This is a genomic window from Pseudomonas sp. TE36184 (assembly GCF_054060055.1).
On record NZ_JBSSCU010000001.1, the window covers coordinates 889,264 to 903,529 of the forward strand.

General features: G+C 60.4%; 10 protein-coding genes. 3 read left to right on the plus strand and 7 right to left on the minus strand.

What is annotated here, in order from left to right; all coding sequences use genetic code 11:
• Positions 1–82 precede the first annotated feature (82 nt).
• Both ACVWZP_RS04065 and ACVWZP_RS04070 read left to right on the plus strand, forming a co-directional pair.
• Complete coding sequence (locus ACVWZP_RS04065; RefSeq protein WP_017846441.1) at positions 83–388, plus strand: DUF2834 domain-containing protein; 306 nt, start codon at positions 83–85, stop codon at positions 386–388.
• The gene (locus tag ACVWZP_RS04070) at positions 381–803 is read left to right on the plus strand and encodes an MAPEG family protein (protein WP_232565697.1); all 423 of its coding nucleotides are present in this window, start codon (positions 381–383) and stop codon (positions 801–803) included. The genes ACVWZP_RS04065 and ACVWZP_RS04070 overlap by 8 nt, the downstream gene beginning before the upstream one ends.
• An 83-nt stretch (positions 804–886) precedes the next feature.
• Here ACVWZP_RS04070 and ACVWZP_RS04075 read toward each other — a convergent pair whose 3' ends face one another.
• Positions 887–2,098 carry an MFS transporter gene (locus ACVWZP_RS04075; protein WP_017846439.1) on the minus strand — a complete coding sequence of 404 codons (1,212 nt, stop codon included), beginning with the start codon at positions 2,096–2,098 and terminating at the stop codon, positions 887–889.
• Between the two features lie 83 nt (positions 2,099–2,181).
• Between ACVWZP_RS04075 and ACVWZP_RS04080 the strand changes: the two genes are divergently transcribed.
• Complete coding sequence (locus ACVWZP_RS04080) at positions 2,182–3,021, plus strand: AraC family transcriptional regulator (RefSeq protein WP_457369399.1); 840 nt, start codon at positions 2,182–2,184, stop codon at positions 3,019–3,021.
• 19 nt (positions 3,022–3,040) lie between these two features.
• Here ACVWZP_RS04080 and ACVWZP_RS04085 read toward each other — a convergent pair whose 3' ends face one another.
• The 6 genes from ACVWZP_RS04085 to ACVWZP_RS04110 form a co-directional block, all read right to left on the minus strand.
• On the minus strand, positions 3,041–5,617 hold the full coding sequence (locus tag ACVWZP_RS04085; RefSeq protein WP_457369400.1) for a bifunctional diguanylate cyclase/phosphodiesterase: 2,577 nt from the start codon (positions 5,615–5,617) through the stop codon (positions 3,041–3,043).
• A 109-nt stretch (positions 5,618–5,726) separates the two neighbouring features.
• Positions 5,727–6,821, minus strand: a complete 1,095-nt coding sequence (locus ACVWZP_RS04090; protein ID WP_457369401.1) for an SEL1-like repeat protein — start codon at positions 6,819–6,821, stop codon at positions 5,727–5,729.
• Between the two features lie 99 nt (positions 6,822–6,920).
• Positions 6,921–8,309 (minus strand): SEL1-like repeat protein, encoded by a 1,389-nt coding sequence (locus ACVWZP_RS04095; RefSeq protein WP_457369402.1) that lies wholly within the window; start codon positions 8,307–8,309, stop codon positions 6,921–6,923.
• A gap of 3 nt (positions 8,310–8,312) precedes the next feature.
• Positions 8,313–9,509: an SEL1-like repeat protein gene (locus ACVWZP_RS04100; RefSeq protein WP_457369403.1), complete on the minus strand. Its 1,197-nt coding sequence runs from the start codon at positions 9,507–9,509 to the stop codon at positions 8,313–8,315.
• Positions 9,510–9,595: 86 nt separating this feature from the next.
• Positions 9,596–11,503 (minus strand): phospholipase, encoded by a 1,908-nt coding sequence (locus tag ACVWZP_RS04105; RefSeq protein ID WP_457369404.1) that lies wholly within the window; start codon positions 11,501–11,503, stop codon positions 9,596–9,598.
• Positions 11,500–14,208 (minus strand): type VI secretion system Vgr family protein, encoded by a 2,709-nt coding sequence (locus ACVWZP_RS04110; protein ID WP_457369405.1) that lies wholly within the window; start codon positions 14,206–14,208, stop codon positions 11,500–11,502. The genes ACVWZP_RS04105 and ACVWZP_RS04110 overlap by 4 nt, the downstream gene beginning before the upstream one ends.
• Positions 14,209–14,266: the final 58 nt, after the last annotated feature.

Here is a 14,266-nt window from a genome sequence, read left to right on the forward strand (position 1 = left end):
GCGTGACCATGACCTCCGAGGTCATTGCGAGGGGCTGAACCTTATCACTATCGTGGGCCTCGATCACTTCAAGGAAGAGACCATGCACAGACCCTTTATCGCCCTGGCCGGTTTGCTCGGGTTTTCGCTGTATACGCTGATAACGATGCTGACCGCGGAGCAGTCGCTGCTGGCGTTTGGCCGGCAATTGCTGTCGCGCCCGGACACCGCGCAAGTGGTGATCGACCTGTACCTGATGGCGCTGCTGGCTTGTGTGTGGATGTACCGCGACGCCCGGCGGCGAGGGCGGTCGGTGGCGTCGGTGCTGCCTTACTGGGTGCTGACGGCGCTGTTCGTTTCGGTGGGGCCGCTGCTCTATATCGTCATCACGGGGTTGCGGGATGAATGAGCTATTGCGTGTCTATGCACTGTGCGTGTTGATGCTGTGCCTGAAGATGCTGGCGATTTCCTGCTATCAGGGTTTTTTCCGCCTGCGCGCGCGGGCGTTCACCAACCCCGAAGATGCGGCTTTCTTCAACCGTGCGCCGCAGCCAGACGAACTGCCGCAAGTCGGCCGTGCCGCCAGGGCGTGGGCCAATGACCAGGAGAACATTCCGCTGTTTTTTGTCCTCGGCGGGCTGTGTGTCGTGGCGGGCACCGCTTCGGTAGCCACGGGGGTGCTGTTCGGGGTTTTTACCCTGGCGCGGGTGGCACACACGCTCATGTACCTGATGGAGTGTCAGCCCTGGCGTACGCTGGCCTATGGGGTGGGCGTGGCGTGTCTGATCGGGTTGGGCGCGATGCTCGTGTTGAAAATGATATGAAGGGCACCGGCGTCCTCAAGCGCTAGCTGTAGGCGCCGGCCCCGTGCGATCGAGCCGCCGGATGCCCCGGCAGGCTCAACCGATCAAACGCCTTTGGTCGACGGCAACAGAATCGTCAGAACCCCCAGCAACGGCAGGAACGAGCACAGCGTGTAGACGTACTCGATGCCATGGCTGTCCGCGAGCAACCCCAGCAATGCCGCGCCGATACCGCTGAAGCCGAACATCAGGCCAAAGAACACGCCGGCGATCATCCCGACATTGCCCGGCACCAACTCCTGGGCGAATACGACGATGGCGGAGAACGCCGACGCCAGGATGAAACCGATCACCACGCTGAGCATCGCGGTCCAGAACAGGTCGACATACGGCAGGGCCAGGGTGAACGGCGCCGCGCCGAGGATGGAGAACCAGATGACGGTCCTGCGTCCGATCCGGTCGCCGATCGGCCCGCCAAAGAAGGTGCCTGCAGCCACCGCGCCGAGGAACAGGAACAGGTAAAGCTGGGAACTGGCGACCGACAGGTTGAATTTCTCGATCAGATAGAAGGTGAAATAGCTGGTCAGGCTGGACATGTAGAAGTACTTGGAAAACACCAGCAAGGCCAGCACCACCAAGGCAAAGGTCACGCGACCTTTCGACAGGCCGTGGGTGGCTTTGCTGCCTTGCTTGAGCTTGAACAAATTGAGGTGGTTGCGGTACCAGCGGCTCAAGCCATACAGCACCAGGATCGCGAACACCGCAAACAGGCCGAACCAGGCGATATGCCCCTGGCCGTAGGGAATGACGATCGCCGCCGCCAGCAGTGGGCCGAACGCGCTGCCAGCGTTGCCGCCGACCTGGAAGGTCGATTGCGCCAGGCCGTAGCGCCCGCCGGAAGCCAGGCGGGCCACCCGCGACGTTTCCGGGTGGAAGGTCGACGAGCCGACGCCGATCAGCGCCGACGCCAGCAGGATCGCCGGGAACGTGCCGACAAACGCGAGCATCAGGATGCCAATCAAGGTACACACCATGCCCGCCGGCAGCAGCCAGGGTTTGGGGTGGCGGTCGGTGTGGTAGCCGATCCACGGTTGCAGCAGGGAGGCGGTCAGTTGGAAGGTCAGGGTGATCAGGCCGACCTGGGTGAAGCTCAGCCCGTAGTTGGCCTTGAGCATTGGGTAGATCGAGGGCAGCACGGCCTGGATCAGGTCATTGATCAAATGCGCCAGGGCGCAGGCGCCGAGGACGCGCATGACCAAGGGGCTGACTTGGGGCGGGCTGGAGGTGGCAGCGGGAGACGCGGTCAAGGTCGACATGCAGGCATTCCATACAAGGCAGTGAACGACGGGGACGGGCAGCGATGATTTAAACCGCCGCTCCATGGATGAACTCGGCGTTTATGCTAGATTTGTCGAAAACGCCTGTCTCGCGAAATTCGGGCAGCAAACATCGCAAAAGAGGCGAAGCCATCAAAACACTGGATAAATTTCTGCGGGATATCGATGAGGGCGAGTGGGCCGTCATCAGCTCGGCCACCGACTATCCGGAGAGCTGGGTGATCCCCGGCCATAGCCACGAGAAGCATCAACTGCTGTATGCCACCGAAGGCGTGATGGTGGTGCATTCGGCGCAGAATCAGTGGACGGTGCCACCCAATCGCGGCTTCTGGATGCCCAGTGGGCATGTGCATTCGCTGCGCTGCGTCGGGGCGTTGAAAATGCGCAGTGTGTTTGTGCGCCCCGCGAGTTTTCCGAACCTGCCGAGCGAAACCAAGGCCGTCAGCATTTCACCGCTGCTCAGCGAACTGATCAAGGCGTCGGTCAGCTTGAAGCCGCCGTATGCCGAGGATTCGCGCGACGCGCGGATCATGCACCTGATCCTCGACGAACTGGCGCTATTGCCGGCCTTGCCGTTGTCCTTGCCCCAGCCTGCAGACCCGCGCATCCGCCGGATTTGCCTGGCGTTGCAGGACGACCCGGGCGATGCCTCGACCGTGGCGGATTGGAGCGAGCGCCTGGGCCTGGACCAGACCACCATCCAGCGCCTGTTCCGCCGGGAAACCGGCCTGACCTTCGGCCAGTGGCGCCAGCAAGCGCGGTTGCTGCTGGCGCTGGAGCGCATAGCCGTGGGCGAGAAGATCATCGATGTGGCATTTGAGCTGGGCTATGAAAGCCCGAGCGCCTTTACCAGTATGTTCAAGAAACAGTTCGGCAAGACGCCGAGTCATTTCTTCCGCTAGCGCAAGGCGCTGTCGAGCGCTAACACGGCGGGGTGCTCGCGCGCACGTCCAGCAGACCGTTGAAGGCGTCGATGTCCAGCGGTCGGCTGAGGAAGTAGCCTTGGCCTTCGTCACAGGCCACCGCCTTGAGCAGTGCCAGGTGTTCGGCAGTTTCGATTCCTTCCGCGGTGACTGTCAGCGACAGGGCGCGTCCCAGGCCGACAATCGCCTGCACAATGGCCTTGTCATCGGCGCTGTCCTCCAGCCGGTTCAAGAAACTGCGGTCGATTTTCAACCCGTCGAACGGGAACGCGCGCAAATAGCTCAGTGACGAGTAGCCGGTGCCGAAGTCGTCCATGGCGATGCGGATACCCAGGTGCTTGAGGGTGTGCATGACTTCAAGCGCGCCGACGGCATCTTCAAGCATCACGCTTTCGGTGATTTCCAGCTCCACGCGCGTTGGCTCGATGCCGGACTTATTCAGGGCGTACCGCACGCGCTCCACCAGGTTGCCGCGCTTGAATTCGGTGGGTGACAGGTTTACCGACACAAACAGCTCATCCGGCCACTGCGCGGCGCACGCGCAGGCGGTTTCCAGCACCCAGTCGCTCAGCGAGAGGATCAACCCCGACTCCTCGGCAATCGGGATGAACGTGTCCGGTGCGATCAGGCCACGCTCCGGGTGTTGCCAGCGCACCAGCGCTTCGGCGCCGACCATTTGCCCGTCGCTGATGCGATAGCGCGGTTGAAAGTGCAGACGCAACTCTGCGTGCTTGATCGCAAACCGCAGGTCGCTTTCCAGGCGGCGCCGTTCGATGATCCGCGCGTTCATTTCGCCGGAGTAAAAACGCCAGGTATTGCGCCCGGCGGCCTTGGCTTCGTACAAGGCAATATCGGCGTAGCGCAACAACTCGGTGACGCCGTTGGCATCATTGGGCGCGAGGGCGATGCCGATACTCGCGCTGATGAACACGTCCTGCTCGTCGACCCTGATCACCCGCTCGACGGACTCGATCAAGCGCCGGCACAGGGCTTCGACTTCATCCTGGGCGCCGGCATCGATCAGGATCAGTACAAATTCATCGCCGCCGACCCGAGCGACCAGGTCACCGTGACGCACGCAATCAGAGAGGCGGCTCGATACCTCATTGAGCACCCGGTCGCCGGCGGCATGCCCGAGCAAGTCATTGACCGGTTTGAACCGATCCAGGTCCAGGCTGAGCATGACCAAAGGGTGGGTGAGGGTGGGCAAGGCTTTGAGTTTACCGTCCAGAAACGCTTGCAGGCGCGTGCGATTGGGCAGCCCGGTGAGGGCGTCGTGCTGGGACAGGAACTCGATGCGGCGACGCGCCTCGACTTCTTCGGTGACGTCGGTGGCCGTGCCGCGAAACCCGCCGCAGGGCATCTCGCGCGCCGACAGCCGGGTGGTGCGCTCCCGTCCCCGGGCGTCGACGTAGCGACACTGCAGGCTGATATCCGCGAGCCGCCCGGGCGTGGTCAGCCACTGAGAAAGGGCGCCGGCGTCGGTGTCCAGCAGGTCGTACAGCGTGGCGCCGATCCAGGCCTGGCGGTCCAGGCCGGTGACGCTTTCGAAGCGCTCCGACAGGTAGGTGAAACGCCACTCGCCGTCGATTTCCCAGACCCAGTCCGAACTGGCTTCCACCACATCGCGAAAGCGTGCTTCGCTGGTGGCCAGCGCGTTTTGACTGTCTTGCAGCGAGGTGTGGCTGCTGTCGAGGGCCTGGGCGTCCGCCGTGGTGCGGCGCACAATCAGCCAGGTCATCAGGCACACCAGCAACGCCGCCAGGCCCAGCAGCGGCAAACCGACAGCCATCAAACGCATACCGGGCCGCTCGGGGTGCCAGTGCAGGCTGCCGGCGGCACCGTTCTCACCAAGGGCGAACAACAAGGTCTTGCCGATTTCATCGGGTGTGGCGATGTGCAGGTGATCGACGCCAAAATCGTTGCCGATTTCGGTCAGCTTGGCGCTGTCGAGGATGTTGATGAAGAGCAATACCGAGGCTTTTCGGTCATCGGCGATCACGCTGGGGTCAGTGCCGGGCGTTATCGCCGCTGCCGCCACCAGCGTGGGGTTGCCGCGCACGTTAATGAACGTCGTGACCGGTGTGTCCGTCGCGGCGCCTGCGCGCGCTTGTTCGAGTAGCGCCGCGACGGGCTGGTCGAGCCATTCGGTCAGCTCAATCGGTTGCAGCTTGCCCTCGACCAACGCGTATACCGTGCGGTCCAGGTCGTTGACGACAAACACGCCTTGGAAACCGAAATCATGAAACAGCGTGGGCCCGACGTTTTCGCGGGTATAGGCCCAATCCGTGTCCACGGAAACGTGCAGGTGTTTGTAGGCATCGCCCCAGAATGCGTAATCCTTGACGGTCAGGCGCTGGGATTTTTCCAGGGACTGCACCGCCTTGCGCGTGTAGAAGGCGCTTTCGCTGTCTTCGAATCGGTTCAGTTCCTGGGCGAGGTACACCAGCGAATAGCTGGCCGCCGCAAACACACAGGCGAGCAGCACCACGCACTGGAACAACGACGTGCGCGCCATCGACAGGCTGGTGCGTTGGGAAAGGTTACGAATGATCGGGGCGAAGGTATTTGGCATTGATTCCCGCAGGGCGTCGCCGCTTGTCAGGGTGATGACAGGCTATCGGCAGCCTTACGCAGAAAATGAGCGTTTGAGGCGCGGCGCGCCCATTCTCCCGGTACCTGGCTCAAGTGTGGGCGGGTGCCGTTAGTTGATTCGAGGCATGGAACCTCATCCCAACAGCCGCGGGAGAGGAGGGCGTGGGTCTGCCGGTTGCAGGTTCAAGAAGTTTGGCTTTGGCCAACTGCTGGATCAGTGCTTCGCTGGGCTTTTCTGGTGGGACGTTGGCCAGGCGTGCTTCCAGCCATTGCAGTTTGCCGTCCCAGGCGGGGAGTTTGGCGGGGGGTAGGGGGAGGATGTCGTTGATTTCGGGGACTTTGGGGGCAGCATAGGAGTAGTTTGCGAGAATTCGCCAGATTTTTTCATAGCGCTCGGCGCGCTCAAGGTCTTCCTGTTGACCAATGTAGTACAACTGGTCATCAGGCTGAGGGCCACGAAAGCCTTTGCCCAAACGAGAGGCCGAACTTTCGTCGCCGGCAGCCACCCCCATCTGTAACACTTCGAGTGCCTGCTGGAAGAGCCTCATATTTTTTAGGTTGATGCCGAGGGCGCCAGCTGCATCACCGTGCCCCTGCTCAGCGGCACAGCGCCGCATTTGTCGAGCAATGTCAGGGGCGATATTAATGGGTGCCAGCTTGTCGCCTACAAAGGCTTGGGCCAGGGCACTCCCCTGATCAGAAGCCTTGCGGAAGTAGCGCAGAGCCATTTCCGGGTCCTGTTTTAGCCCAGCCGAACCGCTTTTCAGAAAGAGGCCGATAAAGTAGTACCCCGTCGCCACATTCGCGTCGATCAGTTGCTGGCTCAGGCGCAAGTGTTCGGCGCCACTGAGCACGAAGTGGCCGCGTATGGCGCCGTTTTGCAGGTTAATGTTGGCTTTGTAATGGCCATTCTCGGACGCAATACGGTACAGCCGTTCGATCTCCAGATCGACCGCCTTATCCTGCTTGAGCAGGTTGTTTTTCTGGAGCCAGCGAGCGTATTGGAACAGCTCATCGGCCTCGGCGGACGGCGAAGGAATTTGCTCGTGTACACAGGTAAAGGCCAGCTTGGTTTTGATCTCGGTCAGTGGGTTCACGGCAGGGTCCTGAGTAGGGTGAGTAGGGGCGCTGCCGTTATCGCAGGCAGCCAGCAGCAGGCTTGTCAGCAATAGGAGTCTGCGCATCAGTCAAGGTCCTTCACGATCTTTCCACCCTAATAATGTCGACGCGACCGATAGAGCCGTACCGCCGCCGGTTGTCTTGTCGCCGACGCGAAAGATGCCTCACCCCAACAGCCGCCATTCGATGCTTTCCTCATTGACCGTTATGATGTCGGGCAGCAAAAAACGCGGCTTGTGACTCTCAATCTGCAGGGTGGGCATGATCTCGTTCTTCTCGAAACGGCGGATCACGCCATCGCTGAGCCGCGCATAAACATCGCGACTCAGGCTGAATGCCCGCCAATAGCCAGTCTGGGGGCAGGCCTGGCCGCTGGAACAGGTCGGTTCGGGGTAGCTGGCCTTGATGAACGCGGGGGAGTCGGGTGTGGGTATGCCGGTTGCAGGTTCAAGGAGTTTGGCTTTGGCCAACTGCTGGATCAGCGCTTCGCTGGGCTTTTCTGGCGGGACATTGGCCAGGCGTGCTTCTAGCCATTGCAGTTTGCCGTCCCAGGTGGGGAGTTTGGCGGGAGGTAAGGGGAGGATGTCGTTGATTTCGGGGACTTTGGGGGCAGCATAGGAGTAGTTTGCGAGAATTCGCCAGATTTTTTCATAGCGTTCGGCGCGCTCAAGGTCCTCCTGCTGGCCGAGGTAGTCCAATTTATCGGAGGGAGGAGGACCACGGAAGCCATCTTCCAACCAACCCGCAGAGGTTTCATCACCCGCCATCACGCCCAATTGAAATGCCTCAAGTGCCTCCTGGTACTGATCATTGCTTTGAAGGTTTACGCCCAGAGCGCCAGCGGCCTTACCATTGCCCTGTTCTGCTGCACAGCGGCGCATTTGCCGAGCAACGTCCGGCGCGATGTCAATCGGCGCCAGTATGTCCCCCACTTCGTATTGGGCTTGCGCGCTGCCCTGATCGGCGGCCTTACGAAAGTAACGCAATGACATGGCCGTATCCTGCTTCAGCCCAGCCGAGCCGCTTTTCAGAAAGAGGCCGATAAAGTAGTACCCCGTCGCCACATTCGCGTCGATCAGTTGCTGACTCAGGCGCAGGTGTTCGTCGCCACTGAGCGTGAAGTGGCCGCGCATGGTGCCGTTTTGCAGGTTGATGTTGGCTTTGTAATGGCCATTCTCGGCAGCAATCCGGTACAGGCGCTCGATCTCGGCGTCGACGGTCTCGTCCTGCTTGAGCTGGTTATTTTTCTGCAACCAGCGGGCGTACTGGAATAGAACGTCGGCTCCGGCCGACGGTTGGGGAATAGTCTCGTGTACGCAGGTAAAGGTCAGTTTTTCCTTAGCCTCGGCGATCGGGTTCATGGGAAGGTCCTGGTTCAGGTAAGTAAGGGCATCGCCGTTATTACAGGCGGCCAACAGCAGGCTTGATAGCAGAAGCAATCGGCGCATCAATCGAGTTCCTTCACGGTCTTTCCATCCTAATAATGTCGACGCGACCGATAGAGCCGTACCGCCGCCCGTTGTCTTGTCGCCGACGCGAAAGATGCCTTGCATGCCTCACCCCAACAGCCGCCATTCGATGCTTTCCTCATTGACTGTGATGATGTCGGGCAGCAAAAAACGCGGCTTGTGACTCTCAATCTGCAGGGTGGGCATGATCTCGTTCTTCTCGAAACGGCGGATCACGCCATCGTTGAACCGCGCGTAAACATCGCGACTCAGGCTGAATGCCCGCCAATAGCCAGTCTGGGGGCAGGCCTGGCCGCTGGTGCAGGTCGGTTCGGGGTAGCTGGCCTTGATGAACGCGGGGGAGTCGGGCGTGGGTCTGCCGGTTGTAGGTTCAAGGAGTTTGGCTTTGGCCAACTGCTGGATCAGCGCTTCGCTGGGCTTTTCTGGTGGGACGTTGGCCAGGCGTGCTTCCAGCCATTGCAGTTTGCCGTCCCAGGCGGGGAGTTTGGCTGGGGGTAGGGGGAGGATGTCGTTGATTTCGGGGACTTTGGGGTTGGCGTAGGAGTAGTCCGCTAGCAGGCTCCAGATTTTTTTATAGCGGTCAGCACGTTCGAGGTCTTTCTGTTGGCCGAGGTAGTACAGTCCATCGGTAGAAGGAGGACCAAGGAAGCCTTTACTCAAAAAAGATGCCGAGGTGTCATCTCCCGCAGCCACTCCCAATTGGAATGCCTCAAGTGCGCTCTGGTATTGGCCCAGTCCTTGAAGATTGACACCCAGGTCGGAAGCCGCATCACCATGTCCCTGCTCGGCGGCGCAACGGCGCATCTGGCGGGCGACCTCTGGGGCCATGTCGCTCGGTGCCAGCTTGTCACCCACAGAGTACTGAGCGTGGGCACTGCCCTGATCGGCCGCCTTGCGAAAATAGCGCAATGACATAGCCGTATCCTGCTTCAGTCCGGCAGAACCGTTCTTCAGGAAAACGCCGATAAAGTAATATCCCGTTGCCACGTTCACGTCGATCAGTTGCTGACTCAGGCGCAGGTGTTCGGCACCGCTGAGCGTGAAGTGGCCGCGCATGGTGCCGTTTTGCAGGTTGATGTTGGCTTTGTAATGGCCATTCTCGGACGCAATACGGTACAGCCGTTCGATCTCCAGATCGACCGCCTTATCCTGCTTGAGCAGGTTGTTTTTCTGGAGCCAGCGAGCGTATTGGAATAGCTCATCGGCCTCGGCGGACGGCGAAGGAATTTGCTCGTGTACACAGGTAAAGGCCAGCTTGGTTTTGATCTCGGTCAGTGGGTTCACGGCAGGGTCCTGAGTAGGGTGAGTAGGGGCGCTGCCGTTATCGCAGGCAGCCAGCAGCAGGCTTGTCAGCAATAGGAGTCTGCACATCAGTCAAGGTCCTTCACGATCTTTTCGCCGTAGTGAAATTTGACAAGTGGGGCCCAGGGCACTCCTGTTTTCTTATCTGCCTGGAGATCTTTGTTTTTTTTGATGATGCCCGTCCAAGCATCGAACGCCTCCTTCGGATCATCCTGCGCCCCCCTCCCATTCGTATGCAGATCCCACAACCTGCGCCGCAACGCCCGCGTCACACTCATCCACTCATGCGCAATGTTCAGCTCGCTATCCACCTGCATGCTGCGCGTGTTGATATTCGCCGAGCCGTGGGTGGTGAACACGTCATTGACGATCATCAGCTTGGAATGGATGTACACCGGCATCCACTGCTGCCCCGCCGGCGAATCAGGCGCGACCAGCGAGCACACGTGGATTTTCAGGCCTGGGCGCGACTCTGGTTCAAGCGTGCTTTGCTCAATCGCCGCGATCTGGGCTTTGAGAGCTATCTGTCGAGACGCATTGTTTCTGGCGGCGTCCCGTTGGGCGTCACGGGCCTTATCGCTTATCTCGCCACCCCCCAGTGCGTCGGTCAGGCTGGTCAACGTGAGCAAGGCTTGTCGCTCAAGCAGTTCAGCCAAGGTCGGCGTCTGCGCGTTGGCTTGGGCTTTGGCCTGTTCAATGCGCTGCAACTTGGTGATTTCAGGAATGGTATCGCCGCGTCCGAGGCTTTCGAGCATGCGCTGGGTGTTCAAGCTCCCCGGCCCCACGCCGTCTGGGCTGGCATTGGTGATTACAAACAGGTGTAAATTTCCATGCAGGCCCGGATCACGCCCAGCGCCGGTTTGGACTTCGGCCGCCGCTTTGATGGCCTCGGCCAATGGCGGCCAGCGAAAGTACTGGTTCTCGATGTAGATGAATTGGGTCGCGTTGTTGACCGCCTTCAGGTAGATCTTTTCGATATCGCGCTTGCCGTCTTGTGCCTGGGTACGCACGATTTGGGCCAACTGGCGGGTGACGCCGGGGGCGCATTGCAGTTGGGGTGCCACCGCCATCGCTTTGCGCGATGCGAGCAGGTCTTCGCCGGTTTCCTTGCGCCAGGCGGTGGCGAAGTTATGGTGCAGGTGCTCCAGAATCGGCCCGCTGATCTGGCTGGAAATATCCTGGCGTGGTGTGTTGCCACGCGGCCCGCGATTGGGTGCAGGCTTGCTGCCCTCGGTGCGGTTCAGTGCTGAGTGCTTGTCGGTGTCCCAGTACTCGTCGAGCATGTTGTGGCCCATGACAAAACCAACGGCGCGGTCTGTCTGTTCATAGTCGATCAGGACGGTCTTCTGATGGTGGGTCGCAGTGCTGGCCAGCACGCCCAACGTGCTGAGGCTGAGCTGTGGGTCGAGGCTTTTGTATTTGGCCTGATAGGCAATTTCAGCCCGTTCATACATGCTGAAACCGCGGCCGACAAACACCGGCACATTACGAGCCACTCGGATCGCGGGCGCTAAGTGATCGGCGAATGCACATCGGGAAAACCATTTCCGATCTTCGGTATATTGGTCAGCGGTGGAGCTCTGCATCGCCCGATCCTCGATACGAAGCGGTCCTTTACCGGGAAGGTTGGCCTCGCCCCCTGCGCCCGCAGCATTGAACGGCATCTCCCAACCGAGCACCCGAACCTCGATCCCTTTCCCGGCTTTGGTCATCAGCAGTTCGCCAATGCTTGGGGCACTGCCATCGCGGATAAAGTACATCGACGGTTGAAACCCCCAGCAGATGATGTCGATGGTTTTAGTGGCTTGGGCGATAGCCAGATGCACGGCCTCGAAGGCTTCTTCACCGTTGATCAGCGGCTTATAGGTGGCTTTCGCAGGAGGGTACTCGGTGTTCGGCACGTACCAGGGCGCGGAGCAGGTCACCTGCTGTGTGTGTTGCAGGGCAACGGGGGCGACGATATCGGGTTCAGTCATGAAGTTTTCCCTTCCTGGTCATTGATCACGGCGGCATACAGGGCACGGTGATCCGTGTGCGATGTGGGTTGGCTCACCTCGGTGTCGGCTCGTGAGAGGTGGTTGTGCATGCCGCCATTGGCCAGGTGTGCTTGTTCGGCATTGCGATAGTCAGTAGGCACCGGGATCTGGTAGCTCACCCCGTTGGCCAACACCATTCGGTACTGCTGCGTCACGACCGCGTGGTCGATCGACACTTGCCCGGACTTGTCCAATACGCCGTGATTGAGCACTGCACCATCGGCGTAGAGCGTGTAGGGCATGCCTGCCCAGCCTTGATCAGGGGCATTGGGGGTTTGCGGCACGTTGAACCGCAGCGCTTGTTTGAACAGGCTTTGTGGGTACTCCGGATCTGCGGCTTTCTGGCTGGCTGGACCGAGGGCTTCGAAGTACGCCGATTTGATCAGGTAGTCGCCCAGGGTCCCTGACTCGATGCAGTTCTTATCAAGGGTGATGTAGCTGCCACCGGCATTCAGGGTGATTTTCTGCTTCGCGACGATACGGATTTCATCTTCGCTGCTGATGATCTCCAAACCATGGCGGGCCATCAGTTGCAGCGCGTCGTTTTGTGCCTGGATCTTTACCGGGCCCTGGTTGGCGATCAATTGGATGCCCAGCTTGCGCACGAACAGGCTTACCCCTTGTCCCACGCCGATGAACAGGCGCTTGACCACACTGATATCCGCCTCGGCTCCGGCGTTGATCATCAGGTTGTCCTGAGCGGCCAATTGCAGGTGCTGGCCGCTGGTGACGGCAACGCCTTGGGGGGCGCTGAGCAATACGACCGAGGCCTTGAGTTGATCGAGCTGGTCTCGCATCAATTTCAGTTGCGCTTGCACATCCGCTGGATCTGCGTTGGCGGCCTGGGCATCGGTCGATAATCCTTCCAACTGGTCACTCGCCTGTTGCAACCGGCCCAGCGCGGCGCTCATTTCCAGCATGTGTCCCTGAGCCTTGGGTTGTGCGTCGGCACTGATCAAGATCCCACTGCCGGCACGAATGGCGGCATGCCCATCGGTCCGCAACTCCGCGCCCTGGCCTCGCGGTTGGCGCTTGGCATCAACCAAATGCCCCAGGTTGAGCTGGCTCTTACCACTGTGCTCAGTACTGAGCTTCACGTGTTCTTGCCCTCGCGTGTCGTCCATGCGCAATTTGTTATTGGCGGGGGTGCGCAAGACGTTGCGTTTGTAGTTGCGCAAGGTCACATGGTCAGGATGCTGGCTGTCGTGCAGGGCATGGGCGATGTAGGGCCGGTCGGGGTCGCCTTGTTCAAAGGCGATCGCCACTTCGGTGCCGGGGATCAACGGCAGGTGCAAGCCGTGGGTGTCGCCGGCGTAGGGCCTGGCCAGGCGGAGCCAGAGGCTTTCTTCGCCGGGTTTCCAGGTGTCGCGGTCGAACAGGAAATTGACCTTGTAGCGGCCTTCGATGTCGATGTGGCCGTAGGGGTCGTGCTCCTGCGGGCTGGTGACGCGGGCCGGGACGGTGCCGGCGATCCGAGGTTTTGGCGGCAGTGCTGGGCGAAAGCAAACGGTTTCCGAGTAGGGAATGGCTTCAAAGTTGATTTCAAAACTGCGATCGCGGGCGGCGTGGGTGGTCAGTTGCGTGATCACCGCGCCGGGAGCAAAGGCCTGCGGCGCGCCGCCGGAGATGTTCAGGACCTGGCCGGGCGCCAGGGCGGCGCTACTGCTGACGCCGCTGAGTCGGGTCTGGCCGTTGAGGTAACGCTCGTGACGCAGGCGAGCATAGAAGTAGCCACTTTCGCTTTGCAGGTCTTCGTCATGGGCGTATCGGTCGCCCATCCCCGTGTACGCTTCGGCGTAGTGATAAGCCTCGCCGTAGGTACCGCTGGCGCCACGCGTTTGGTCGATCTCGCCATTCAGGTGAGCGTTGGCCACGCGGTGATGGTAGGTGCGGATGTTGACGCGTTTTTCCACTACGTGGTGGCTCGATTGCAGGCCCCACGTGCTGTCTTTTCCGCCGCTGCTGAGCCCGGATTGCGGGCGGTAGGCCAGCTCGACATCGAACGTGTAATGACGCTGGTCGTCGTGAAATTCCACCACGTCGATGTTCAACCGCTCATCGTGGGTGAAGCGATACCAGATGCCCACATCGGCCAATAAGCGCGAGATAAAGGCCAGGTCGCTTTCGCCATATTGCATGACCTGCTCGCGCCTGGGGTATTCGCGCACCAGCTTGAAGAGGAAGTCCTGGCCTTCAAAGTCGTGGCGGCTGCGCAGGATGCTTTCGACGATCTGCGGGACAGATTGGTGTTGATAAATGCGGAACTGGCGGCCTCGCCCAAGCAGGGCCAGGCGCGGTTGCAGAGTGATTTCGTAGCGGGCTTCATCAACGGAGCCGGACAGGCGTTTGAAGCCGGTAACCACGCCGTGCAAGACACGCAGCGGTTCGCTCGAGGGCACGCTCAGGCCGCGAAAGGGCGGAGGCTGCGGCGCCCCGTACAGACTGAAGCAGGCGTTTTGGCCGAGCACCTTTTCAGCGGCAATGTCGCCGTCGGTGCTGGTGAATTCCACAGCATAGTTGAATGGTTGGCTCAGGCCTTCTGTGCCCTCGAAGGCCAGGACGTCGAGCGGCTCGTCAACATCGCGGACAGTGAGCGTGTGCCGACGATGGTCGAAGAAAACGCTCGGTAATACGCTGGAAGCCATTCCTTTTACTCCTAGGCGCGAAAGCCCGAAGAGTAAAGATTTGGTCTCGGTGATTAAT

Coding starts and splice junctions, on each gene's coding strand:
- ACVWZP_RS04080 (WP_457369399.1), top strand. CDS start 2,182: ATGCTAGATTTGTCGAAAACGCCTGTCTCGCGAAATTCGGGCAGCAAA.
- ACVWZP_RS04065 (WP_017846441.1), top strand. CDS start 83: ATGCACAGACCCTTTATCGCCCTGGCCGGTTTGCTCGGGTTTTCGCTG.
- ACVWZP_RS04085 (WP_457369400.1), bottom strand. CDS start 5,617: ATGCCAAATACCTTCGCCCCGATCATTCGTAACCTTTCCCAACGCACC.
- ACVWZP_RS04110 (WP_457369405.1), bottom strand. CDS start 14,208: ATGGCTTCCAGCGTATTACCGAGCGTTTTCTTCGACCATCGTCGGCAC.
- ACVWZP_RS04070 (WP_232565697.1), top strand. CDS start 381: ATGAATGAGCTATTGCGTGTCTATGCACTGTGCGTGTTGATGCTGTGC.
- ACVWZP_RS04105 (WP_457369404.1), bottom strand. CDS start 11,503: ATGACTGAACCCGATATCGTCGCCCCCGTTGCCCTGCAACACACACAG.
- ACVWZP_RS04075 (WP_017846439.1), bottom strand. CDS start 2,098: ATGTCGACCTTGACCGCGTCTCCCGCTGCCACCTCCAGCCCGCCCCAA.
- ACVWZP_RS04095 (WP_457369402.1), bottom strand. CDS start 8,309: ATGCAAGGCATCTTTCGCGTCGGCGACAAGACAACGGGCGGCGGTACG.
- ACVWZP_RS04090 (WP_457369401.1), bottom strand. CDS start 6,821: ATGCGCAGACTCCTATTGCTGACAAGCCTGCTGCTGGCTGCCTGCGAT.